The sequence below is a fragment of the Pseudodonghicola sp. genome (genome assembly GCF_048268305.1).
Classification (GTDB): domain Bacteria; phylum Pseudomonadota; class Alphaproteobacteria; order Rhodobacterales; family Rhodobacteraceae; genus Pseudodonghicola.
In genome coordinates, this window is record NZ_JBLWVT010000004.1 from 216,079 (window position 1) to 238,409 (window position 22,331).

Annotated in this window: 22 protein-coding genes and 1 tRNA gene; 7 read left to right on the forward strand and 16 right to left on the reverse strand. The window is 65.9% G+C overall.

From position 1 onward, the window contains the following. The first annotated feature begins 3 nt into the window (after positions 1-3). Positions 4-1,536, forward strand: coding sequence for a class I adenylate-forming enzyme family protein (locus ACN0V4_RS09170; RefSeq protein WP_417675261.1), 1,533 nt, complete (start codon positions 4-6; stop codon positions 1,534-1,536). Between the two features lie 245 nt (positions 1,537-1,781). On the opposite strand, the gene ACN0V4_RS09175 is transcribed toward ACN0V4_RS09170, so the two are convergent. The 5 genes from ACN0V4_RS09175 to paaZ form a co-directional block, all read right to left on the reverse strand. Then, a tRNA-Met gene (locus ACN0V4_RS09175) sits at positions 1,782-1,858 on the reverse strand. A 93-nt stretch (positions 1,859-1,951) separates the two neighbouring features. Next, the gene (locus ACN0V4_RS09180) at positions 1,952-2,920 is read right to left on the reverse strand and encodes an alpha/beta fold hydrolase (RefSeq protein ID WP_417675263.1); all 969 of its coding nucleotides are present in this window, start codon (positions 2,918-2,920) and stop codon (positions 1,952-1,954) included. 4 nt (positions 2,921-2,924) lie between these two features. Next, entirely contained in the window at positions 2,925-4,391 is a 1,467-nt protein-coding gene (locus ACN0V4_RS09185; protein WP_417675265.1) for a flavin-containing monooxygenase, read from the reverse strand. Between the two features lie 89 nt (positions 4,392-4,480). After that, on the reverse strand, positions 4,481-5,287 hold the full coding sequence (locus tag ACN0V4_RS09190) for a PaaX family transcriptional regulator C-terminal domain-containing protein (protein WP_417675267.1): 807 nt from the start codon (positions 5,285-5,287) through the stop codon (positions 4,481-4,483). A 67-nt stretch (positions 5,288-5,354) separates the two neighbouring features. After that, positions 5,355-7,385 carry a phenylacetic acid degradation bifunctional protein PaaZ gene (gene paaZ / locus ACN0V4_RS09195; RefSeq protein WP_417675269.1) on the reverse strand — a complete coding sequence of 677 codons (2,031 nt, stop codon included), beginning with the start codon at positions 7,383-7,385 and terminating at the stop codon, positions 5,355-5,357. Between the two features lie 168 nt (positions 7,386-7,553). On the opposite strand from paaZ, the gene paaG reads away from it, so the two are divergent. From paaG to ACN0V4_RS09220, 5 genes are all read left to right on the forward strand, one after another. Next, positions 7,554-8,339, forward strand: coding sequence for a 2-(1,2-epoxy-1,2-dihydrophenyl)acetyl-CoA isomerase PaaG (gene paaG, locus ACN0V4_RS09200; RefSeq protein WP_417675271.1), 786 nt, complete (start codon positions 7,554-7,556; stop codon positions 8,337-8,339). 2 nt (positions 8,340-8,341) lie between these two features. After that, a complete protein-coding gene (paaI, locus tag ACN0V4_RS09205) occupies positions 8,342-8,779 on the forward strand; it encodes a hydroxyphenylacetyl-CoA thioesterase PaaI (RefSeq protein WP_417675690.1) in 438 nt (145 codons plus the stop codon). Between the two features lie 62 nt (positions 8,780-8,841). After that, positions 8,842-10,152, forward strand: coding sequence for a phenylacetate--CoA ligase PaaK (paaK, locus tag ACN0V4_RS09210; protein WP_417675273.1), 1,311 nt, complete (start codon positions 8,842-8,844; stop codon positions 10,150-10,152). A 3-nt stretch (positions 10,153-10,155) separates the two neighbouring features. Continuing rightward, the gene (locus tag ACN0V4_RS09215; protein WP_417675275.1) at positions 10,156-10,752 is read left to right on the forward strand and encodes a TetR/AcrR family transcriptional regulator; all 597 of its coding nucleotides are present in this window, start codon (positions 10,156-10,158) and stop codon (positions 10,750-10,752) included. Positions 10,753-10,953: 201 nt separating this feature from the next. Next, a complete protein-coding gene (locus tag ACN0V4_RS09220; protein ID WP_417675277.1) occupies positions 10,954-12,315 on the forward strand; it encodes an aspartate aminotransferase family protein in 1,362 nt (453 codons plus the stop codon). A gap of 67 nt (positions 12,316-12,382) precedes the next feature. On the opposite strand, the gene ACN0V4_RS09225 is transcribed toward ACN0V4_RS09220, so the two are convergent. The 8 genes from ACN0V4_RS09225 to pcaF all read right to left on the reverse strand — a co-directional run bounded on the left by ACN0V4_RS09225 (position 12,383) and on the right by pcaF (position 19,013). After that, on the reverse strand, positions 12,383-13,093 hold the full coding sequence (locus tag ACN0V4_RS09225) for a dienelactone hydrolase family protein (protein ID WP_417675279.1): 711 nt from the start codon (positions 13,091-13,093) through the stop codon (positions 12,383-12,385). Between the two features lie 131 nt (positions 13,094-13,224). Beyond that, on the reverse strand, positions 13,225-13,986 hold the full coding sequence (locus tag ACN0V4_RS09230) for a Phenylacetic acid catabolic protein (RefSeq protein ID WP_417675281.1): 762 nt from the start codon (positions 13,984-13,986) through the stop codon (positions 13,225-13,227). Positions 13,987-14,010: 24 nt separating this feature from the next. Continuing rightward, on the reverse strand, positions 14,011-15,084 hold the full coding sequence (paaE, locus tag ACN0V4_RS09235) for a 1,2-phenylacetyl-CoA epoxidase subunit PaaE (protein WP_417675283.1): 1,074 nt from the start codon (positions 15,082-15,084) through the stop codon (positions 14,011-14,013). A gap of 10 nt (positions 15,085-15,094) precedes the next feature. Then, positions 15,095-15,568: a 1,2-phenylacetyl-CoA epoxidase subunit PaaD gene (gene paaD / locus ACN0V4_RS09240; RefSeq protein WP_417675285.1), complete on the reverse strand. Its 474-nt coding sequence runs from the start codon at positions 15,566-15,568 to the stop codon at positions 15,095-15,097. 92 nt (positions 15,569-15,660) lie between these two features. After that, the gene (gene paaC, locus ACN0V4_RS09245) at positions 15,661-16,422 is read right to left on the reverse strand and encodes a 1,2-phenylacetyl-CoA epoxidase subunit PaaC (RefSeq protein WP_417675287.1); all 762 of its coding nucleotides are present in this window, start codon (positions 16,420-16,422) and stop codon (positions 15,661-15,663) included. Then, on the reverse strand, positions 16,422-16,706 hold the full coding sequence (gene paaB, locus ACN0V4_RS09250) for a 1,2-phenylacetyl-CoA epoxidase subunit PaaB (RefSeq protein ID WP_093027842.1): 285 nt from the start codon (positions 16,704-16,706) through the stop codon (positions 16,422-16,424). The genes paaC and paaB overlap by 1 nt, the downstream gene beginning before the upstream one ends. Positions 16,707-16,786: 80 nt before the next feature. Next, positions 16,787-17,779 (reverse strand): 1,2-phenylacetyl-CoA epoxidase subunit PaaA, encoded by a 993-nt coding sequence (paaA, locus tag ACN0V4_RS09255; protein ID WP_417675289.1) that lies wholly within the window; start codon positions 17,777-17,779, stop codon positions 16,787-16,789. A gap of 31 nt (positions 17,780-17,810) precedes the next feature. Continuing rightward, entirely contained in the window at positions 17,811-19,013 is a 1,203-nt protein-coding gene (pcaF, locus tag ACN0V4_RS09260; protein WP_417675291.1) for a 3-oxoadipyl-CoA thiolase, read from the reverse strand. Positions 19,014-19,306: 293 nt separating this feature from the next. On the opposite strand from pcaF, the gene ACN0V4_RS09265 reads away from it, so the two are divergent. Further along, the gene (locus ACN0V4_RS09265; protein ID WP_417675293.1) at positions 19,307-20,980 is read left to right on the forward strand and encodes an alpha/beta hydrolase; all 1,674 of its coding nucleotides are present in this window, start codon (positions 19,307-19,309) and stop codon (positions 20,978-20,980) included. Positions 20,981-21,042: 62 nt separating this feature from the next. Here the strand turns inward: ACN0V4_RS09265 and ACN0V4_RS09270 are convergent, their stop codons facing one another. The 3 genes from ACN0V4_RS09270 to ACN0V4_RS09280 all read right to left on the reverse strand — a co-directional run bounded on the left by ACN0V4_RS09270 (position 21,043) and on the right by ACN0V4_RS09280 (position 22,279). Further along, positions 21,043-21,267 carry a hypothetical protein gene (locus ACN0V4_RS09270; protein ID WP_417675295.1) on the reverse strand — a complete coding sequence of 75 codons (225 nt, stop codon included), beginning with the start codon at positions 21,265-21,267 and terminating at the stop codon, positions 21,043-21,045. 224 nt (positions 21,268-21,491) lie between these two features. Further along, positions 21,492-21,704, reverse strand: coding sequence for a DUF1127 domain-containing protein (locus tag ACN0V4_RS09275; protein ID WP_417675297.1), 213 nt, complete (start codon positions 21,702-21,704; stop codon positions 21,492-21,494). 176 nt (positions 21,705-21,880) lie between these two features. Beyond that, on the reverse strand, positions 21,881-22,279 hold the full coding sequence (locus tag ACN0V4_RS09280) for a carboxymuconolactone decarboxylase family protein (protein ID WP_417675299.1): 399 nt from the start codon (positions 22,277-22,279) through the stop codon (positions 21,881-21,883). Positions 22,280-22,331 lie beyond the last annotated feature (52 nt).

A 22,331-nucleotide genomic window follows, 5' to 3' on the forward strand; every position in this document is an offset into this window, starting at 1 on the left:
GACATGATCCGTTTCACTCCCCCCGCGGTCGAGAACGAACAGTTCATCAATTTCGGTGCAGCGCTGGCCGAGAACGCGGTACGCTTCGCCGATAAGCCGGCGGTGATCCTGCCCGACCGTCAGGTCACCTGGGCCGAATTCGGCGCCCTGGTGGCCCGGGTCGCGGGCAGGCTCGCCAAAGAAGGCATCGGCCGGGGCAGCTTCGTCGCGACCCTGGCCGAGAATTCGCTGGAAAACGTGGTGATCTATTGCGCCACGCTGGCGGTCGGGGCCTGCATCGTGCCCCTGCCGTTCTCTGCCACACCCGAGGCGCTTGTCCGGATGGTCGCTGACAGCCGCGCGGCGCTGCTCTTCGCCTCGCCCGCGCAGCGGGCGGTGGCCGAGGGGCTGGGGGCGCCGCAGGTGCTGGACCTCGCGACGCTTCTCGACTGGGCGGCGGCGACCGATCCGATCCCAGCGGCCGGGATCGCGCCGGAGGATCTTTTCAACATCATCTACTCCTCCGGCACCACCGGGTTGCCCAAGGGGATCTTGCACGACCACCGGTTCCGGTCGCGGCAATTGTCGCGGGTCACCCGCTTCGGGTTGAACGAAACCTCGCGGCTGATCATCTCGACGCCGATCTATTCCAACACAACGCTGTTCGGGATGCTGCCGACGCTGATGCTCGGGGCGACGCTGGTGGTGATGCCCAAGTTCAACACGGTGGAATTCCTGCGCCTGTCGCAGGACCACAGGGTCACCCATGCGATCCTGGTGCCGGTGCAATACATGCGCCTGATGGCGGAGCCGACATTCGGCGATTACGACCTGTCCAGCTATGAGTGCAAATTCTCCACCTCGGCACCGCTGCCGGGCAGGCTGATCGCCCAGATCATGGCGCGCTGGCCCGGCAATCTGATCGAGGTCTATGGCATGACCGAGGGCGGGATTTCCTCCGCGCTGAACTGCGCGGCCTTCCCTGACAAGTGGGATACCGTCGGCCGCCCCGGCGAGGGGGTGGACATGCGGGTGATCGACGAGGCCGGGCAGGAGCTGCCCCAGGGCGCCTTTGGGGAGCTGGTCGGGCGCGGTCCGTCGATGATGCCGGCCTATCACAACCTGCCGGACAAGACGGCAGAGCTTTTCTGGCAGGATGCCGAGGGCCGTCATTTCATCCGCTCCGGTGACATGGGCCGGATCGACGAGGATGGCTTCATCCACCTGATGGATCGCAAGAAGGACATGATCATCTCTGGCGGCTTCAATATCTATGCCGCCGATCTTGAGGCGGCGTTGCGCCAGCACCCGGAGGTGGCCGATGCCGCGGTCATCGCGGTGCCGAGCGAGGCCTGGGGGGAAACGCCCCTGGGGGTCGTGGTCTTGGCCGAAGGCGCGACGGTGACGGCGGCGGAGCTGCGCGACTGGGCCAATGCGCGACTGGGCAAGACCCAGCGGCTGTCCGATGTGGTGCTGATGGAGGCGCTGCCGCGCAGCGAGATCGGCAAGGTGCTGAAACGCGATCTGCGCGCCCCCTATTGGCAAGGGCGGGCGTGACGGGAAGGCCTCGCGCCCTGTCGCCCTCCTAGTGTTGCCCGAGGGGGCGCTGCCGCCAGTCGATGCGACGGCTGGCGAAATAAGTCACTGTCGCGGATCAGGCGGAGGCAAGGCCGTGTCGCTTCAGCCTGCGACAAGGCCTGGAGCGCAGCCCGTCGCGACATCCCGTCCGAGGCCGAATGATGCCATCGGTCGGGAAACATCCCGGTCGCCCTGCGGCGAAATTTCATGTGCTTTGAGGGGAATGGTAGCGGAGGAGGGACTCGAACCCCCGACACGCGGATTATGATTCCGCTGCTCTAACCAACTGAGCTACTCCGCCATGGGTGCAGGCGATTTAGGGGAGACGGCAGAGCGGGTCAAGCGGGAATTTCGCCCCGTGGGCAATGTTTTCCCCTTTCTCGTCGCGCGGCTCTCAGGCGGCTTCGCCGTGGGCCTCTGCCACGCGCCGGATGAAGTCGGCGCAAAGCCCCGGCGCGGTGATCGGCAGCATGTGGCCACGTTCGGGAACGGATTCGAAATGCAGGCCGAAGGCCCGCATCTTCTGACCCTGGCCATCGGGCGGCAACAGATTGTCCTTGGCACCGAAGAGCACGCCGCCGGGGGTCTTCAGCGCGTCGGCATAGCGGTCCTGCTGAGAGCGGATGCCGCCCATCGCCTCCATGTAATCGGCCGAGGCCGAGATGAAGCCCTTCGGTCGCAGCCCCAATGCGCCACCGCCACGGGCCAGAAAGTCATCGGGCCAGGTCTCGGGGCGGAACACCTCGGTCAGCACGGTCATGGCGGTGCGCTGGGCCATCGGCGCGGCGATGGTGTGACCGATCAGGCGCCGCAGCAGCGGCGAGGCCACATCGAGGCCGCGAAAGGCGTCCATCTCGTCGGGCTGGGTATGGGTCAGCGGACTGATCAGCGCCAGCGCGCGGGTCTGCTGCGGTCGCGCCATCGCCATCGCCAGCGCCACTGCGCCGCCCAGAGAATGACCGACCAGCACGGGGTTTCGCACCCCCAGCGCATCGAGACATTGGTGGATCATCCGCGCCTGTTCGGGCAGGGCGGCAAGGCTGTCGCTGTCACGCTCGGAATAACCGCAGCCGGGCCGGTCCAGCACGATCACGCGATAATCCGTCTCCAGCAGCGGGGCGATGCCATAGGTGAAGTGCTGCAATTGCCCCGACAGCCCGTGGATCAGCACCACTGCGGGCGCATCGCGCGGGCCGAGATCGAGGTAATGGATCGCGCCGCCGCGGACCTTCTGCATCTGTCCTGCCCGCGGCACCAGAATTTCGGCCTTGCGGCTGAGCGCCGCGGTCCAAAGCGCGGCGCCGATCAGCAGCAGCGCGATCATCACCAGCGGAATCAGCAGGATGCTAAGAAGAATGGACATGGGATCAGACGTTCCTTTCGGCGCGATAGTGTTCCAGCCCCGCCCGGGCCAGACGTCTGCGGTATTCCCCGGCGGTCCCGGGCCAGAGCGTGGTATTGCGGCCGCGGCCGTCCTGATACCAGGACTCGCAGCCGCCCGCCTGCCAGACGGTGGCCTTAAGGCGGGTGTCCATCTCTGCCTCGAAGGCCTGCTGCGCCTCGGGGTCGGGGTCAACCGCCAAAAGCGCGTTGTGGCGCATCTCGTCCAGCAGGCGGCCGATATGGTTCGCCTGTGCCTCGATCATCAGCAGCACCGAATTATGCCCGAGCCCGCTGTGGGGGCCGAGCAGGAAGAACAGGTTGGGAAAGCCCGAGACCGCCAGGCCCAGGTGCGCCTCGATCCGCCGAAGCCAGCGGCGGGCCAGGCTGCGCCCGCCGACGCCGGTGACCTTCGTCCCCCGCAGCGCGTCGGTGACGCGAAAGCCGGTGGCCCAGATCAGCACATCGGCCTCGGCCATCTGGCCGTTGGCGGCGATCAGCCGGTTGCCTTCGATCCGGTCGAGCCCCGAGGCGATGGTGGTGACATTGTCGCGCGCCAGGGTCGGATACCAGTCGCTGGAGCTGAGGATGCGTTTGCAGCCGATGCGATAGGGCGGTGTCAGGGCGGTTCTGAGCGCAGGGTCGGCGATCGCCTTTTCCATCGTCCGGCGCCACAGCTTCATGGCCTGTCGTACCGCGACGGGCCGGCCCCGGAACAGCATGTGCCGCGCCTCATAGGTGCGATAGAGCCACCAGCGCCGCAGTGATCGGGTGATCGGCAACCTTCGGTGCAGCGCCCGCATGCCCGCGCCGATGGAGCGATCGACGCGCGGCAGCACATAGGGTGGGGTGCGTTGGAATACGGTCAGATGGGCGGCGCGCCTGGCCAGCTCGGGCACGATCTGCACCGCCGAGGCGCCGCTGCCCACCACCGCCACCCGCTTGCCGTCGATGTCGGCGTCGTGATCCCAGCGGGCAGAGTGGAAGGCTGGGCCGGGAAAGCTGTTCAGCCCCTCGATCGGGGGCAGCAGTGGCTGGTGCAGGGCGCCGGTCGCAAGCACGAGCACCGGAGCGGCAAAGCGGTCGCCCCGCGCGGTCTCGACCTGCCAGCCGGCGCCATTCCAATGCGCCGCCGCCAGCTCCTGCCCGAAGCGGCAATAGTGATAAAGCCCCTCCCTGTGCGCGACATTGCGCATATAGGCCCAGATCTCCGCGCCCGGGGCATAGCTGCGGCTCCAGTCCGGATTGGGGTGCGAGGCGATGGAGTAGAGATGCGAGGGGATGTCGCAGGCCACCCCGGGATAGGTATTGTCGCGCCAGGTGCCGCCGATATCTCCGGCCTTCTCGAGGATGACGATATTGCTCAGCCCGCGCCGGCGTGCCTCCAGCGCCATGATCAGGCCGGAAAATCCGGCGCCGACGATCAGGATGTCACTGTGGTGGATATCTGTCATCGGGGGTTGCTTTCCCTTTGTTCTCCACAACCTTACCGATAATTCCGGCTCTGGGAAGCGAGATCGCGTGGCTGCGACGCGACGCCGCCCTATTCGGCCTCCAGATCCGCCAACGCCGGGCGCGGCAGCCGGTCGAACAGGCGCAGCACTGCGGCGCGGCAGGTCGGGCCGGGCCAGTCGGGTGGGAAGAAGGCGGCCGGCAGATCGGGCTGGCGCAGCACCACCCGGCGCCAGCGGTGGACGATCAGCATCCTGAGCGTGGCGATCTGCAGCGGCGTGATCTCGGCCGGATCCTCGGGGAGCAGCGCTTCGGTCTGCGTCAACGCGTCGAGCAGGCTGTTCGCCGCTTCCGACAGCTCCGCCGGGCAGGCGCGGGCGCGGACCCAGTCGGGCACTGCGCGGGCATCGACGTCGAGCACCAGCAGATCCTCGCAGGCCTCGGGCAGCGGCCCCGATCCCAGCGCCACCGTACGGCTCAGGCTGAAATAGTCCCGCGTCAGCAGCAGATCATCCAGCGCGCTTTGCCCCGGGCCCTCTTCGGCGATCAGCAGGTGCCAGGTCTGCGGCTCGGGCGTGGCGGGGGGATAGATGCGCGGGCTGACCTCGGCGCTGCGGGCGCGGCCGAAATCGGTGAGGAAATGTTCGCTGGCGCGCCCCTGGCGGGCGCTGTCGATCCAGCCGTCCTTGCGCAGCCGGTGCAGCGCCACCCGGATCGCCTCGGGCTTGATGCCGGCGGGGATGATGATCCGCGACAGCGCGCTGCCGCTCAGCCGGTCGCCGGGCGCCTGCGCCAGATCGCCGAACAGCGAGACGATGATCGACCAGACCCGCTGGTTCTGCGGATCGGTCAGGGTTTGGGCGGCGGTGTCGAACCAACTGTCGGGTGTGTCTTTCATGCCGGACAGAGTAGCGGCGCCGCCGCGCCGCCACCATCCTGAAATCGCCCGCTTCGCGGGCCCCGCCTCAGAAGGCGTTCATGGTCAGCAACTCGTATTCCGCGACCTGTTCGTCGTTCTGATTGGTCAGTGTCACGGTCCAGCGCACCTCGCCATACTCTTCGGTGCGCGGCGTCTTCTGCTTCACCGTCAGCCGCACCTTGATGCTGTCGCCGGCCACCACCGGTTTCATGAACCGCAGGGAATCGAGCCCGGTATTGGCCAGCACCGGCCCTTCGGTCGGCTCGACGAACAGCCCGGCCGCGAAGCTGAGCAGCAGATAGCCATGCGCCACCCGACCCGGGAAGAACGGGTTCCGCTTCGCCGCCTCGTCGTCCATGTGGGCATAGAAGGTGTCACCGGTGAATTCGGCGAAATGCTCGATGTCCTCCAGGCTGACCACCCGCGCGGCGCTGTGCAGTGTCTCGCCGATGGCAAGCTCGCCATAATGGCGGGTGAAGGGATGCGCCGGCCCCTTGATCTCGGTCGCGCCAGGGACCCATTTGTTGCCGATCGCCGTGATCATGTCGGGAGAGCCCTGGATCGCGGTGCGCTGCATGTAATGCATGACGCCGCGAATACCGCCCATCTCCTCACCGCCGCCGGCGCGGCCGGGGCCGCCATGGATCATATGGGGCAGGGGAGAGCCGTGGCCGGTCGATTCCTTCATCGACACCCGGTCGTTGATATAGATGCGCCCGTGATAGGCCGCCGCCCCCAGCACCACCTGCCGCGCGACGGTCGGGTCATGGGTGATCAGCGAGGCGACCAGCGACCCCTGGCCGCGTTTGGCGATGTCGATGGCATGGTCGAGATCGCGATAGCCCATGATGGTCGACACCGGGCCAAAGGCCTCGGTATCGTGCACGCGCTCGGCCCGGTCGGGATCGGCGCAATGGAACAGCATCGGCGGCAGGAAGGCGCCGGCATCGGCCTCTGCCCCCTCGACGGTGAAGTTTTCCGGATCGCCGAACACCCGCTCGGCCTCCGCCCCGATCAGGGCGACCTTGGCCAGCACGTCGGCCTTCTGCCCGGCCGAGACCAGCGCGCCCATGCGGGTGCCCTCCAGCCGGGGATCGCCGATCACCACTTTCGACAGCCGCTCGCGCAGCGCCTCGATCACCGCGCCGACCTGCGCCTCGGGCGCCAGGATGCGGCGGATCGCGGTGCATTTCTGCCCCGCCTTGGCGGTCATCTCGTGGCTGACCTCCTTGATGAACAGATCGAATTCCGGCGTGCCCGGCACCGCGTCGGGGCCGAGGATCGAGGCGTTCAGACTGTCCTGTTCGGCGACGAATCGGACAGAGTTTTCAAGGATGTTCCTGTTCGATCGCAGCATCAGCGCGGTTTCGGCTGAGCCGGTGAAGCTGACCACATCCTGCATGCCCAGGCAGTCGAGCATATCGCCCAGGCCCCCGGTGACGAGCTGCAGCGCGCCCTCGGGCAGAAGACCGCTTTCCAGCATCAGCCGCACCGCCAGTTCGGTGACATAGCAGCTGTTGGTCGCGGGTTTCACGATCGCCGGTACACCCGCCAGCAGGGTGGGGGCGAGCTTTTCCAGCATGCCCCAGACCGGGAAGTTGAAGGCGTTGATATGCACCGCCACGCCCTGCAGCGAGGTGCAGACATGCTGCCCCAGGAACTGGCCCGTGCGGCCCAGCACCTCGACCCCGCCATCGAGATAGATGGTATCGTCCGGCATCTCGCGCCGGCCCTTCGAGGCGAAGACATAAAGCGTGCCGATGCCGCCATCGATGTCGATCAGGTGGTCGGATTGGGTGGCACCGGTGTCGAATGAGATATCGTAAAGCGCCTGCTTGTGGCTGTTCAGATATTGTCCCAGCGCCTTCAGCATGCGGGCGCGCTGATGAAAGGTCATCGCTCGCAGCGCCGGGCCGCCCTTGCCGCGGGCGTAATCCAGCATCGCCCGCACGTCGAGCGTGTCGTTGCCGGCCTCGGCGATCACCGCGCCGGTGATGGCGCTGGCGATCTTCCGCGCGCCGGCGCCAGGCGCCACCCATTCACCGGCGGCAAAGCTGGCGATCTGTTGAATGCTCATGACGAACCTCCCGTTGTCGTCCCTCTGCGCCGCGCTTCACAAGGCGGCGATCCCTCGATTCAATATATTGACCGTCCGGTCGGTTTATGCAAGGAATTTGTCCGGGGAGAAGCGCCGCATCCGGTTCGGGTGGTTCGCGCTTCGGGAGAAATAAAGGGCGAGGAGAGGATGTCAGACACGATTCTGACCACGGATCACGGCGCTTGGGTCGAGATCACGCTGAACCGGCCGGAGCGGCTGAACAGCTTTACCGAAGAGATGCACCATGCCCTGCGCGCCGCGCTGGAATCTGCGCGGGACGGTGGCAAGCGGGCGGTGCTGCTGACCGGGGCAGGGCGCGGATTTTGCGCTGGCCAGGATCTGGGCGACCGCGATCCGCGCAAGATGGATGGGTCGCCCGATCTGGGCCATACCGTGAGGACCTTCTATGCGCCGCTGGTCAATCTGATCCGGTCGCTGAATTTCCCGGTGATCTGTGCGGTCAACGGTGTCGCCGCCGGTGCCGGTGCCAATCTGGCATTGGCCTGCGACATGGTGCTGGCCGCAGAAAGCGCCAAGTTCATCCAGTCCTTTTCCAAGGTCGGGCTGATCCCCGATACCGGCGGAAGCTGGCATCTGCCCCGTCTGCTGGGCGAGGCGCGCGCCAAGGGGCTGGCCTTTACCGCCCAGCCGCTGAGCGCACAGAAGGCCGAGGATTGGGGGCTGATCTGGAAGGCGCTGCCTGACGATCAGCTGATGGCAGAGGCCCGCGCGCTGGCCGAGCGCTTCGCCAATGGTCCGACGCTGGGGCTGGGCCTGACCAAGCAGTGCATCCAGGCCGCCGCGGTCGACACGCTGAGCCAGCATCTTGAGCTTGAGGCCGACGCGATGAAGACCTGCGGCGAAAGCGCCGATTACGCCGAGGGGGTCGCCGCGTTTCTGGAAAAACGCGCGCCCGTCTTCCGGGGGGAATGACCATGACGCCCGAGGATCGCGCCAAACGCTCTGCCGCCGCGATGTGGGAGAACGACCATGCCGCCCGCTGGGCCGGGATGGAGATCGACCAGGTTGGAGAGGGCCGCGCCAGCCTGTCGCTGACGGTCGAGGCACACCATTGCAACGGTCACAGCATCTGCCATGGCGGTGTCACCTTCATGCTGGCCGACACCGCCTTTGCCTATGCCTGCAACAGTCGCAACCAGTCGACCGTGGCGCAGCACAACCTGATCAGCTTTCTCGCCCCCGGACGGCTGGGCGATCGGTTGACCGCCACCGCGACCGAGATCAGCCAGACCGGTCGCAGCGGCATCTATGACGTGAGGGTCGCCACCCAGACCGGGCAGGTGATCGCCGAATTCCGCGGCATCTCGCGCGCGATCAAGGGTCAGCTTTTCGACGAGGACGCCGAGAGCTGACCGCCCCGCCGGCAGAGGAGCCGGCGGGACAGCAAGACAAGATTTCAGGCGAGGAGGATGCCATGAAGGATCTAACCCCCAACAAAGCCGATCTGGACCCGATCGAAATCGCCTCGCGCGATGAAATCGAGGCGTTGCAGCTCGAGCGGCTGAAATGGTCGCTGCGCCATGCTTATGACAATGTGCCGATGTATCGCGCCCGCTTCGATGCCGCCGGGGTGCACCCGGACGATCTGAAGCAGCTCTCCGATCTGGCCAAGTTCCCTTTCACCTACAAGAACGACCTGCGCGACAACTATCCCTTCGGCCTCTTCGCGGTGCCGCGGGAGCAGATCGTGCGGTTGCACGCTTCGTCCGGCACCACGGGCAAGCCGACGGTGGTGGGCTATACCCAGCGCGATATCGACAATTGGGCCGATCTGGTGGCGCGCAGCCTGCGCGCCTCGGGACTCCGGCGCGGCAATGTGGTGCATAACGCCTATGGCTATGGGCTGTTCACCGGCGGGCTCGGGGCGCATTACGGCATCGAACGGCTCGGGGCCACCGTGGTGCCGATGAGCGGCGGGCAGACCGAAAAGCAGGTGAGCCTGATCAATGACTTCCGGCCCGACGGCATCATGGTGACACCCTCCTACATGCTCAATATCCTCGAGCAGTTCCACAAGGTCGGGCTCGATCCGCGCGAAAGCTCGCTCTCGGTCGGTGTCTTCGGCGCCGAACCCTGGACCGACGCCATGCGCAAGGAGGTCGAGGAGGCCTTCGACATGCATGCGGTCGATATCTATGGCCTGTCCGAGATCATGGGGCCGGGTGTTGCCAATGAATGCGTCGAGACCAAGGATGGCCCGGTGATCTGGGAGGATCACTTCTATCCCGAGATCATCAACCCCGAGACCGGCGAGCCGGTGGCGGACGGCGAGATGGGCGAGCTGGTCTTCACCACGCTGACCAAGGAAGGCCTGCCGATGATTCGCTATCGCACCCGCGACCTGACCCGGCTGCTGCCGGGCACCGCGCGGTCGATGCGGCGCATGGCCAAGATCACCGGCCGGTCGGATGACATGATGATCCTGCGCGGCGTCAACGTCTTTCCCACCCAGATCGAGGAGCAGGTGATCGCCACCGGCGGGCTGTCCAACCACTTCCAGATCGAACTCTACCGCTCCGGCCGGATGGATGCGATGCGGGTCTTTGTCGAGGCCTCGGCGGACAGCACCGACGAGATGTCGAAAACCGCCGCCGCCCGCATGCTCTACAAACGGATCAAGGACGTGGTCGGGATTTCCACCGAAATCGACGTGCTTGACCCGGGCGAGGTTGAACGATCCCAGGGGAAAGCGGTACGGGTCGTCGATAATCGCCCGAAGGAGTGACCCTTGGCCCGGACCATCGCCAAAGACCACGATCACAAACGCGCCCAGATCCTGACGGCGGCCGCCAAGGTCTTTGCCGAGGAGGGCTTCGACCGCGCGTCGATGACCAAGCTGGCGAAGGAATGCGGCATCTCCAAGGCCAATATCTATCACTACTATGACAGCAAGGATGCGATCCTTTACGACATTCTGGACAGCTATCTCTCCAGTCTCAGGGATCGCATTCTCGCCGTCGATACCGAGGGGCTGAGCCCCGCCGACAGGCTGCGGCGGGTGCTGAGAGAGATCCTGCGCGCCTATCAGGGGGCCGATCACGAACATCAGGTCCAGATCAGCGCCCTGTCGGCGCTGCCAGAGGATCAGCAGGACCAGATGCGCGCCTATCAGCGGGATATGGTCAAATTCATGGGGCAATGTCTGCATGACCTTGCACCGGAGGTTTTCGCTGCCCACCCGGGGAAACTGCGGGGGGCCACGATGTCGGTCTATGGCATGCTGAACTGGTATTTCATGTGGAATTCCGGGGCTGAAGCACATGAAAGGGACGATTACGCCGACCTGGTCTGTAACCTGACATTGCGGGGGGTGCCCGGGCTCTGATCCGGCAAACGCTCCTTGGGGTGGCGCCGGGTGGCTGCGCATCGGGCAATTTGATATAAAGTTCAGGGCGGGAACCGGGCGAATGGCTGGTTCCCTCTCGCTTTTTTTGACGCAGAGTGCGTATCGTCTATTCCAGACCGAAACGGTCGATTCCGACCGGACCCGTGAGGCCCGCACAAAGCTTGAAGAAAGGCTCCCCCCATGACCCTCAGACCGAATTCGCCCGAAGCGCGCGACGCCGCCTATCACATGCACAGCTATACCAATGCGCGTGCGCTGGAAAAGGACGGCCCCCTGGTTCTGGAGAGCGGTGAAGGCATTCGCGTCACCGACAACAACGGCAAGACCTATATCGAGGGCATGGCCGGTCTGTGGAGCGTTGGCGTCGGTTTCAACGAAAAGCGTCTGGTCGATGTGGCCGCCGCGCAGATGAGCAAGCTGCCCTATTATCACAACTTCAGCGCCCGCTCGCACGGGCCGGTCATCGACCTGGCCGAAAAGCTGGTCAGCATGGCGCCGGTGCCGATGAGCAAGGTGTTCTTCACCAACTCGGGCTCGGAAGCCAATGACACTATCGTCAAGCTGATCTGGTATCGGTCGAACGCGCTGGGTCTGCCCAAGAAGAAAAAGATCATCTCGCGCAACCGCGGCTATCACGGCGTGACCGCGCTGTCGGCCTCGCTGACCGGTCTGGTGAACAACCACCGGTCCTTTGACCTGCCGTTCCCGGGCATCCTGCACACCACCTGCCCGCACTACTGGAAAGAGGGTCAGGAGGGCGAGACCGAGGAACAGTTCGCCAGCCGCTGTGCCGCCGATCTGGAGGCGATGATCCTGGCCGAAGGTCCCGATACCGTCGCCGCCTTCATCGGCGAGCCGGTGATGGGCGCGGGTGGCGTCGTGGTGCCGCCGGCGACCTATTGGGAGAAGATCCAGGAGGTTCTGGCGAAATACGACATCCTGCTGATCGCCGACGAGGTGATCTGCGGTTTCGGCCGGACCGGCAAGATGTTCGGCTCTGAAACCTTTGGGATCAAGCCGGACATCATGACCATGTCCAAGCAGATCACCTCGTCCTATTTCCCGTTCTCGGCCTTCATGATGAACGATCGCGTCTATCAGCCGATCGCGGACGAAAGCGACAAGATCGGCGTGCTGGGGCATGGCTATACCGGCGCCGCGCACCCGGTTGGGGCCGCCATCGCGCTGGAAAACCTCAAGATCATCGAAGAACGTGACCTGGTCGGCAATGCCGCCGCCATGGGGGCGATCATGCGCAAGGGGCTGGACGATCTGACCGGCAGCCCGCTGGTGGGCGAATCCCGCGGCGTTGGCCTGATCGCCGCTTTGGAACTGGTCGCGCCCGAGGGCATGGAGATCCCCGCCGGCCAGCTTGGCGCCAAGATGGCGGGCTATATGCTGGAAAACGGCCTGATCTCCCGCGCCATGGGCGACGCGCTGGCCTTCTGCCCGCCGATGATCATCACCGAGGCTGAGGTGAAGGAGATGCTGGACATCGCCAGCAAGAGCCTTGAGCAACTGACCGCCGAAATCCTCGGCTGATCCGGTTCTTCCGATCATTCATCAGGCGGCCCCGGATCCCGGAGCCGCCTTTTTCATGCCCGCCAGATCACTTGCCCAGCTTGTCGGCGAAGAAGCGGGTCAGGTTTTCCCACGACCGGCGGTTTGCGGCCTCGCTGAAGGCCATGCCGGGGGCATTGGCGGCCGGATTGGTGAAGGCGTGGCCGGTGTGGCCGAAGGCCAGCAATTGCCAGTCGGGGCAAATCTCGGTCATCTCGGCGGCGAAGGTCACCACCGCCTCGGGCGTGGCCAGCGGATCGTCCCAGCCGTGGCAGGCCAGCACTGCGGCCTTCATCTTTTGGCGCGGCATCGGCGGCGCGTCGAACAACCCGTGCAGCGATACGGCGGCGCAAAGATCGGCACCGGTGCGGGCCAGATCGAGGCTGATCTTGCCGCCGAAGCAATAGCCCATGCAGCCGATCCGGGCCGGATCGACCATCGGCAGGCTCCTGATCTCGTCAAAGGCGGCGGTGATGCGCTGGGCGATCAGCGGCCGGTCGGCGTTCAGCGCTCGCATCCACTCGCTTGCCTGCTCCGGTCCGCTGGCCTGGGCGCCCTCGCCGTAATAGTCCACCGCCAGCACGATATAGCCAAGCGCGGCAAGCTCTTCGGCGCGTTCGATTTCGAAATTTCCAAGACCCCCGAAGGCGGGGATGACCAGAATGCCGGGCCGCTGGCCGCTGCCGTCCTCGTCATAGACGAGCCGGCCGATGAACTGGGTGTCGCCGTCGGAATAGCTATGGGGGGTGCTGATGATCATGGGAATGGCCCTCGCCTGTGGTCTGGTTCGGGGGAACCTTAGAAGCCAGCGGGGCGGGGGCAAGGGGGATCGCTCGCCCGGCCTCCGCTATCGCATTGGGGCCGGGCGTCATCGTGTCGGTTGCCCGTCATTCAGGCCGGTGCGTTCAGCCCCAGCCGGGCCAGCACGGTGCGGGTCTCGGCCTCCCAGCGCGTTTTCAGCTCGGCATTGGGGATATGGCGCAGCCCCATCGCCTTGAGGCTGTCGGCCTTGGCCGAGGCGGTGGCGCCGAAGCTGGCCGCGACGCGGGGCCACCAATAGGCCAGGCTCGCCTCGATCGCCGGGGTCTCGCCATTGGCGATCAGCTTGGCGATCCCTTCCTCGGCCAGCTCGGCATGGCGCGCCTCGATCGGAGCGATGGCGCGGAAGGCCTCGGCCAGCGGCTGATAGGAGACCAGCGCGAAATCCGTCATCTGCACACAGGCGGCGCGGCCCATCAGCAGGTTCATGGTGACCGCATCGGTCCAGCCCATCAGCGGATAGTTGAAGACCGCCAGCCGCATGTCGTGTTCGCCGCGCGTCGCGCCGATGTCGGCCTCGCGCGCCAACCTTGCGGTCCAGGGGTGATGGGTGGCGTAACGGTCGGTATCGGCGCCGAAATCGCCCATGATCCGCAGCACCTTGTCGGCATGATCGGTCTTTTCCAGCACGATCTTGGCCGCCGCGATCCGTTCCTTGATGCCGGGGCCCTGGTTGATGATGTCGGCGAAGCCGGCGGCCCCCGCCAACTCGCTGTCGACAAAGCTTGCCATCAGCTTCATCAGCTCGGCGCGATAGCGCGGCGGCACATTGGTGGGATTGCTCAGCACCCCGCCTTGGGCCAGGTAATCCTCGATCCGCATGTCTTCGGTCATGGTCTTTCCTCCCTCAGGGTGGGGTTACTGGTCGTAATCGACCACGACGCGGTCGGTCAGCGGGTAGGATTGGCAGGACAGGACATAGCCCTTCTCAACCTCGTAATCTTCCAGCGCGTGGTTGGCGATCATCTCCACCTCGCCCTCCAGCACCCGGCAGCGGCAGGTGGAGCAGACCCCGGCCTTGCAGGCATAGGGGGCGTCCATCGCGTTCTGCAGCGCGGCGTCGAGGATCGAGGTGTCCTTGCTCATGGTCACCGTCTGGGTGGCGCCGTCCAGCGTGATCGCCGCCGTGGTCTGATTGGCGCTGTTGGCGGCGTCCTTGCTGACGGCCTTGCGCGCCAGCCGGCCCGGCTGGGCCGAGGCGAACAGCTCGAACTTGATCTGCGCGTCGCTCAGCCCGTGGTCGCGCAGCGCCGCGGCGATGCCCAGCATCATCGGCTCCGGCCCGCAGATAAAGGCGGTATCCACATTCTCGATATCGATCCAGTGCTTGAACAGCTCGCCGCATTTCTCCTGCGTCACCCGCCCGGTGAAGAGGTCGATCTCCTGCGCGTCGCTCTCGAGGACATGAATGACGTTCAGCCGCCCCATGTAGAGGTTCTTCAGATCCTCCAGCTCCTCGCGGAACATGATCGTGTTCACGCCCTTGTTGGCATAGACCAGCGTGAAGGCGGATTTCGGTTCGCGCGCCAGCACGGTTTTCAGGATCGACAGCACCGGCGTGATGCCGGAGCCGCCGGCGAAGCCCAGGTACTGCCGCCCGGCGCCTGCGTCCAAGGGGGTGTGGAAGCTGCCCATCGGCGACATCGCTTGCAGCATGTCGCCGACCTTCAGATCCTCATTGGCCCAGGTCGAAAAGGCGCCGCCGTCGACCCGCTTGATGCCGACCTGCAGAACGCCTTCGTCCTTGCCGGCGCAGATGGAATAGCTGCGCCGCAATTCCTCGCCGTCGAAATCGTGGCGGAAGGTCAGATATTGGCCCTGGATGAAGTCAAAGGCGGCCTCGTCGCCGGCCTGCGGTTTCAGCGTGACGACCACCGCATCGCGGATGGTCTTGTGAATATCGGTGACGGTCAGGTCGTGGAAACGCGCCATCTGCTTCTCCTCAGATGCACTTGAAATAGTCGAAGGGTTCCAGGCAGTCCCGGCAGCGCCAGGTCGCCTTGCAGGGGGTCGAGCCGAACTGGCTGACCTTCTCCACATGGGTCGATCCGCAATGCGGGCAGCGGTCAGGGCCGCCGGCGGGCTGGGGCGGGGCGATGCCGTATGCCTCCAGCTTGGCACGGCCCGCCTCGGTCAGCCAATCGGTGGTCCAGGCGGGGGAGAGCTGGCGTTTCAGCTCGATCTTCTCGATCCCGTGGCCGCGCAGGGCGGTTTCGATGTCGAGGTTGATGATCGTGGTCGCCGGGCAACCGGAATAGGTGGGCGTGACGGTGACGACCAGCGTGTCACCCTGCCAGTCCACGTCGCGGATGATGCCCAGATCGGTCAGCGAGATCACCGGGATCTCGGGGTCGGGCACCTGGCCCAGCCAGTCCCAGATCTGCTGAACGCTGGGGCGGTCCTGCGTTTGGCGCATGGGGGTCTCCTCCTGCGGCGGGGCCTTTGCCCCACCTGCCGTTTCCGCCCCCGCCTTGGTGCGGGGCGCAGAGTGTTCCGAATGAACCGGCGTTACCAGCGGGCGTTGGGATAGGCGCGCTGCAACCACTGCATCTGGGTCAGCAGATGGCCCAGATGTTCGCTGTGCATCCGCCCGTCGCGGCCGCCCTTATGGGCGAAACGGCTGTCGGGAATGGTGAGCGTCGCCTCCTCCAGCACGCGACCCACCAGCGCGTCGTATTCCGCGCGCAGGCTGGCCGGATCGGGGGCGATGCCCTCTTCCGCCATCGCCTGATCCACCGCGTCGACCACGAACATCTCGCCCACGTAAGGCCAAAGGTAATCCAGCGCCGCCTGCATGCGGGCATGGCTCTCCTCGGTCCCGTCGCCCAGCGACACCACGGTGTCGGCAGAGCGTTCCAGGTGATAGGCGGCCTCCTTGCTGGCCTTCTCGGCGATCTCTGCGACGCGGGTGTCCGAGGATTTCATCAGCCGGCCCAGCAGGATCGTGTGCCAGGCGTCGAACAGGAACTGCCGCATCAGGGTGCGGCCGAAATCGCCGTTCGGCATCTCGACCAGCAGCAGGTTGCGGAAATCCCAGGCGTCGCGGTGAAAGGCGAGCTTGTCGGCGTCGCGCGCCTCTCCCTCGATCTCACCGGCGAGCCCGAGCCAGAGCTGGGTCTGGCCGATCAGGTCGAGCGCGGTATTGGCCAGCGCGATGTCCTCCTCCAGGACCGGCGCGTGACCGCACCATTCGCTGACCCGATGGCCGAGGATCAGGGTATTGTCCCCCATCCGGCAGAGAAATTCGAAAAAGGCCTCGTCCCGCGTCATCACATCGCCCCCACTTCGTCGGGGATGTCGAAGAAGGTCGGGTGGCGATAGACCTTCGACTCGCTCGGCTCGTAGAGCGGGCCCTTGTCGCTGGGCGAGGAGGCCGCGATATGGCGCGCCTCGACCACCCAGATGCTCACGCCCTCATTGCGGCGGGTATAGACGTCACGGGCGTTCTTGATCGCCATTTCGGCGTCGGGCGCGTGCAGGCTGCCGACATGGCGGTGGCTCATGCCGTGCTGGCCGCGAATGAAGACTTCCCAAAGGGGCCATTCGTTTTTCATGGGTCAAACTCCTCCTAGCCCCGGACGCGCGCAGGCGCCGGGTGATGGCTCAGGGTTGGGCCGGATGGCCCGTCACCGGATTATTCCGCCGCGACCTTCGCGGCCGCTTTCTTGCGGGCATGGGCCAGCATGGCGTCGCGCACCCATTGGCCTTCGGCCCAGGCCTCGCGCCGGGCGGTCAGCCGGTCGGTGTTGCAGGGGCCATTGCCCTTCAGCACGTCATAGAATTCGGACCAGTCGGGTTCCGAGAAATCGTAATGCCCGCGCTCCTCGTTCCAGGTCAGGTGTTCGTCGGGAACGGTCAGGCCCAGATATTCCGCCTGCGGCACGGTCTGGTCGACGAACTTCTGGCGCAGCTCGTCGTTGGTGTTCATCTTGATCTTCCAGGCCATCGACTGGGTGGAATGGACCGAGTCCTTGTCGGAGGGCCCGAACATCATCAGCGAGGGATACCAGAAGCGATTGAGCGCATCCTGCGCCATCTTCTTCTGCGCCGGGGTGCCCTGCGCCATCTTCATCATGATGTCGTAGCCCTGCCGCTGGTGAAAGCTTTCCTCCTTGCAGATGCGGATCATCGCGCGGGAGTAGGGGCCAAAGGATGTCCGCTGCAACGGCACCTGGTTCATGATGGCGGCGCCATCGACCAGCCAGCCCACGGCGCCCATGTCGGCCCAGGTCAGCGTCGGATAGTTGAAGATGGAGCTGTATTTCATCTTGCCCGACAAAAGCTGTTCGGTCAGCTCGTCGCGGCTGACCCCCAGCGTTTCGGCGGCGCAATAGAGGTAGAGGCCGTGGCCGGCCTCATCCTGGACCTTGGCCAGCAGGATCGCCTTGCGCTCCAGCGTAGGGGCGCGGGTGATCCAGTTGCCTTCCGGCAACTGGCCGACGATCTCGGAATGCGCATGTTGCCCGATTTGACGGATCAGCGTCTTGCGATAGTCCTCGGGCATCCAGTCCTTGGGCTCGATCTTCTCGTTCGCATCGACGCGGGCCTGGAACCGGCGCTCCTCCTCGGTCATTTCCTCGGGGGATTTGACGCCGGTTCCGGCGGTCTTGATCATCTGGGCATACATGTCGCAGTCCTCCCGTTTGGGGCGTCTCTCCTCAGACGCGTTCGATTATCAGGGCAGCCCCCTGACCAACCCCCACGCACATGGTGCACAGCGCATAGCGCCCGCCGGTGCGTTGGAGCTGATAGGCCGCCGTCATCACCAGCCGCGCGCCCGACATGCCGAGCGGGTGGCCGATGGCGATCGCGCCGCCATTGGGGTTCACGTGGGGGGCATCATCCGCCACACCCAGTTCGCGCAGGGTGGCAAGACCCTGGCTGGCGAAGGCTTCGTTCAGTTCGATCACATCCATCTGGTCGATGGTGAGCCCTGCGCGCGCCAGAACCTTGCGGGTCGCGGGCACCGGGCCGATGCCCATGACGCGCGGCGCGACGCCGGCGGCGGACATCGCCACCACGCGGGCGATCGGGGTCAGGCCATTCTTGGCCGCCGCCGCCTCATTCGCCAGCAAAAGCGCCGCAGCGCCGTCGTTGACGCCCGAGGCATTGCCGGCGGTGACCGTCAGATCGGGGCCGTTGACGCCCTTCAGCTTGGCCAGCTGTTCGGCGGTGGTGCCGGGGCGCGGGTGTTCGTCGGTATCGACGGTCACCGGATCGCCCTTGCGCTGGGGAATAACGACCGGTGTGATCTCCTCCTTGAACACACCGGCGGCCTGCGCCGCAGCCCAGCGGGCCTGGCTGCGGGCGGCGAAAGCATCCTGGTCGGCGCGGTTGACGTCATAGTCGGCGGCGACGTTGTCGGCGGTCTCCGGCATCGAATCGACGCCATATTGCGCCTTCATCTTGGGATTGACGAAGCGCCAGCCGATGGTGGTGTCATAGACCGCGTTCGACCGCGAAAAGGCGCTGGTCGCCTTCGGCATCACGAAGGGCGCGCGCGACATGCTTTCGACGCCGCCGGCAATCGCCATGTCGTAATCGCCGGCGCGGATCGCCCGGGCGGCGGCGCCCACGGCATCCATGCCAGAGGCGCAAAGGCGGTTGATCGTGCTCCCCGGCACCTCGACCGGCAGACCGGCCAGCAGGGCGGCCATGCGGCCGACGTTGCGGTTGTCTTCGCCCGCCTGGTTGGCGTCGCCGAAGATCACGTCATCCAGGCTTGCCCAATCCACCTGCGGGTTGCGCGCCATCAGCGCGGCAATCGGGATCGCGGCCAGATCGTCGGCGCGGACCTGGGACAGGGCCCCGCCGTAACGGCCGATCGGGGTGCGCTGGGCATCGCAGATGAAGGCGTCCATTCGTTCTTCTCTCCAGTCATTCCATATTCATAAGACGACCGATTGGTCGGGTATTACGGCCTGACGCGATTCGGAGCAAGAGAAATGTAACGAGAATCCATTCATTTTGGAATTCTGGTAACGCATGCCCGCTCCTCCTCGACCGGTCCGCGTCAGTTGTGCGGCCTTCGGCGAGGTTCGGCAAGATGAAAGCCATGCGCGACTGCATGGGGGCTGATGCAATTCCCCTCCGAAGGGCCTAGATCGGAGCGAATGGCCCGGAGGGTCCGGGTGGGTGGTGAAACGGTGTGACGATGGCTGGAAAGACCATGATCCGGGCGGCGCTGGCGGCGTTTTTGACCTTTGCGGTCGCTACCGTCCCGCGCGCCGAAGAGGCTGCGCCGCAGGCGGCAGCCAATGAGGCGCCCACGCTGCCGGCGGATCCGGGGTTCGCCACGCTGCGCTACAATATCGCCAACGACCCCGACGCGGCGCTTGATCGCATCGCGGCGCTGTTGGCGGTGCTGCAAAAGGACGATGCCGTCGACGCGCGGGTGATCTTCGACCTCTATGCCCTGGCCGCCGATCTGATGATCGAAGGGGGCAGCGCGGCACAGGCGGCGCAGGTCAAGGCGCAGCTCGCCGATTTCGCCGCCGCGCTGCGGGTGGAGGTCGGCCGCGATCCGATCCCGCTCTATGCCCAGGCGGCGGCGCTGCTTGAGGATACCGACCAGCTCGAGGCGGCGCGCGAAAGTCTGCTCAGCCTTCTGGGCGAACAGCAGGCCAGCGGCCTCAGTGCCGGGGAAACCGCCCCGGCGCTCGCGGCGCTTGCCCGGGTGGCGACGGGGCTGGGCGGTCGGTCGCCTGATCTGCCGGCCCCGCCACAGGTGCCGGCGCTGCAGAAGGCGACGCTCTTCTTTGCCACTGACCGCGCCCGCAATGACGAGGGGCTGCCGCAAAGCTTCTATGGCGGTGGTCGCGGTGATCCGGAGTTCGGCAGGGCCGAGGTGTCGCTGCCCGATCCGGTGGGGCTTGGCCATGCGGTCTTGCGCCGGGTCGATCCGCTGGCCGAGGCGGGCTTTTACGCAAGGCTGGACCGCGCCCTGGCCAGTCGCGCAGCGCCCGAGCTGCTGGTCTATGTCCATGGCGCCGGCATGGGATTCGAAGAGGCCACCCGCCGCGCCGCCGGCCTGGCCGTCGCGCTGCGCTTCGACGGGCTTCCGGTGCTCTATTCCTGGGCTTCGGGCGGTTCGGTGGTGGATTACATCGGCGACACCGCGGCGGCCGATCTCAGCGGTCCGCGTCTGGCGCGGTTTCTGGAGGCGCTGCGGCAGCGGGCCGGCGCTCGTCGCATCCATCTGCTGGCCGAGGGGCTTGGCGCCCGCCCGCTGCTCGCGGCGCTGATGCTGATGCAGGCGGGGCACCCGGGGCAGGGGCCGCTTTTCGGTCAGATCATCCTGGCCGCCCCGGATGTCGATGCCGGCCTGTTTCAGGAAATCGCCCCCCAGATCCGCCCGTTGGCGCTGCGGCTGACGCTCTATGCCTCGGATCAGGCGCGGACTCTGTCGGTCGCGCGGGAGCTTTACGGTGATGCGCTGCGCGCGGGTGACGGGGGCACGGTGACGCTGACCCAGGGCGGGGTCGACAGTATCGACATCTCGGGGTGGGGGCGGGATCCGCTGCGCCCGCAGATCGGCGCGCCGGCCTTGACCGACATCGCCACGCTGATCCGGCGCGATGCGCCGCCCTCGCGGCGTTGCGGTCTTGCCGAGACGCTGGGCGGGGCGGGGGATGGTGTGGTCTGGGTGGTGCCCGATGCGACGAACACGTCCTGCAGCGATCCGGCCTGGCCCGATCTGCTGGCCGCTTTGACCCGCGCGGCGATCAGGGACTGGCCGCAGGCGCAGCGGATTCTGCAAGAGCAGATCGCCGATCCGGCCCGCCGCAGCCAGTTGGAACCGGTCCTGCGACGCCTGATCGGCGGCTAGTCAAGGTCGGGACCGGGCGCGTTCAGGCGCCCTGGTCCGATATCGGATGGCCGCCCGGCGGATCAGATGGCGATCCGGTCGGCGAAGACGTGATAGACGATGCGGTCACGCTTGATACCGCGTTGCGCCAGTTCGGCGTCGCTCAGCGATTGCAGATACTTGATCTGATCCTGGCGCGAATTGGCTTCGGCGATGCGCTCCATCCAGGCCCACAGCCCATGGCCAAAGGCCACGAAGGGGCGCGAGATCGAGAAACCGGCGGACGGTTGGCTGGTCGTATGTGCCATTTTTGACCCTCGTAAAGTCGTTACAGAATTGGTGCTCCCTTGCCCTGATATTTGGTCAATAGTGCTGACGTGAGTAGGGGGGAATCCCGCATGCCCGCCTTGCGGTTTCTGCAATGCAGCATCGACGCGGCATGTTTGAACGGAAAAAGGCCCCGCCGAGGGGCAGGGCCAGGTCAATTCGGGCAAAGCCGAGGGGAGACGTCTGAAATCGCGCTTGGGCCGGTTCAGGCCCAGAGCGAGTCATGCATGACGAAACGGGCGATATCGGCCCGTTTCAGCCCGCGATCGGCCAGTTCGGCGTCGCTGAGCTTGGAAATCTCGATAACCTGACGGCTTTGCGACGGGGTCTCGGCGCTGCTGCCGAACAGTTCGGTCAGGATGGAATAGAGGCTGGGGAAGGGGGCGGACAGGGCCGCCGGCGTGGTCGAATGGGCCATTTGGCACCTCCTCATGGGCTGATGTTTCTGCGGTTGCATCATCAATTATGCTGCGCATGCATCATGTGCCAGAGGGGCCAGGGCATATCCCGTCTGCGCCGGGCGCATGACTGGCCTGTGACTGGTGCGGGGCGGGCAGGGCGGGCGCGGACCGGGGCCCGCGCTCGCCCCGGGTCTCAGTCGGCGCGGAATTGCGGATCGACCGGCACCTGCAGCCCGGTGGCCAGGGCATTGGTCTGGCTCGCCATTCCGACCACGGCGAGCAGCTCGCCATACATCTCCGCGGTCATCCCCTTGGCGCGCGCGGCGGCGCTGTGGGAATGGACGCAATATTCACAGCCATTGGCGATCGAGACCGCGACATAGAGCATTTCCTTGACCACCGGATCGAGCGTCCCCGGCCCCATCACCACCTTCAGCCGGTCCCAGGTGGCGCGCAGAAGCGCGGGGTCGTGCGCCAGCGCCCGCCAGAAGTTGTTGACGTAATCGGTGCCGCGGGCGGCGCGGATCTCGTCGAAGACGGCGCGCGCCTCGGGCGCGGCCTCGGTATCGCTCAGCAAATTGACGGTGGCCATGGCAACTCTCCTCTGTCTGTCGGCCGCGATGCTAGCACCGCCGCCCCGGCGG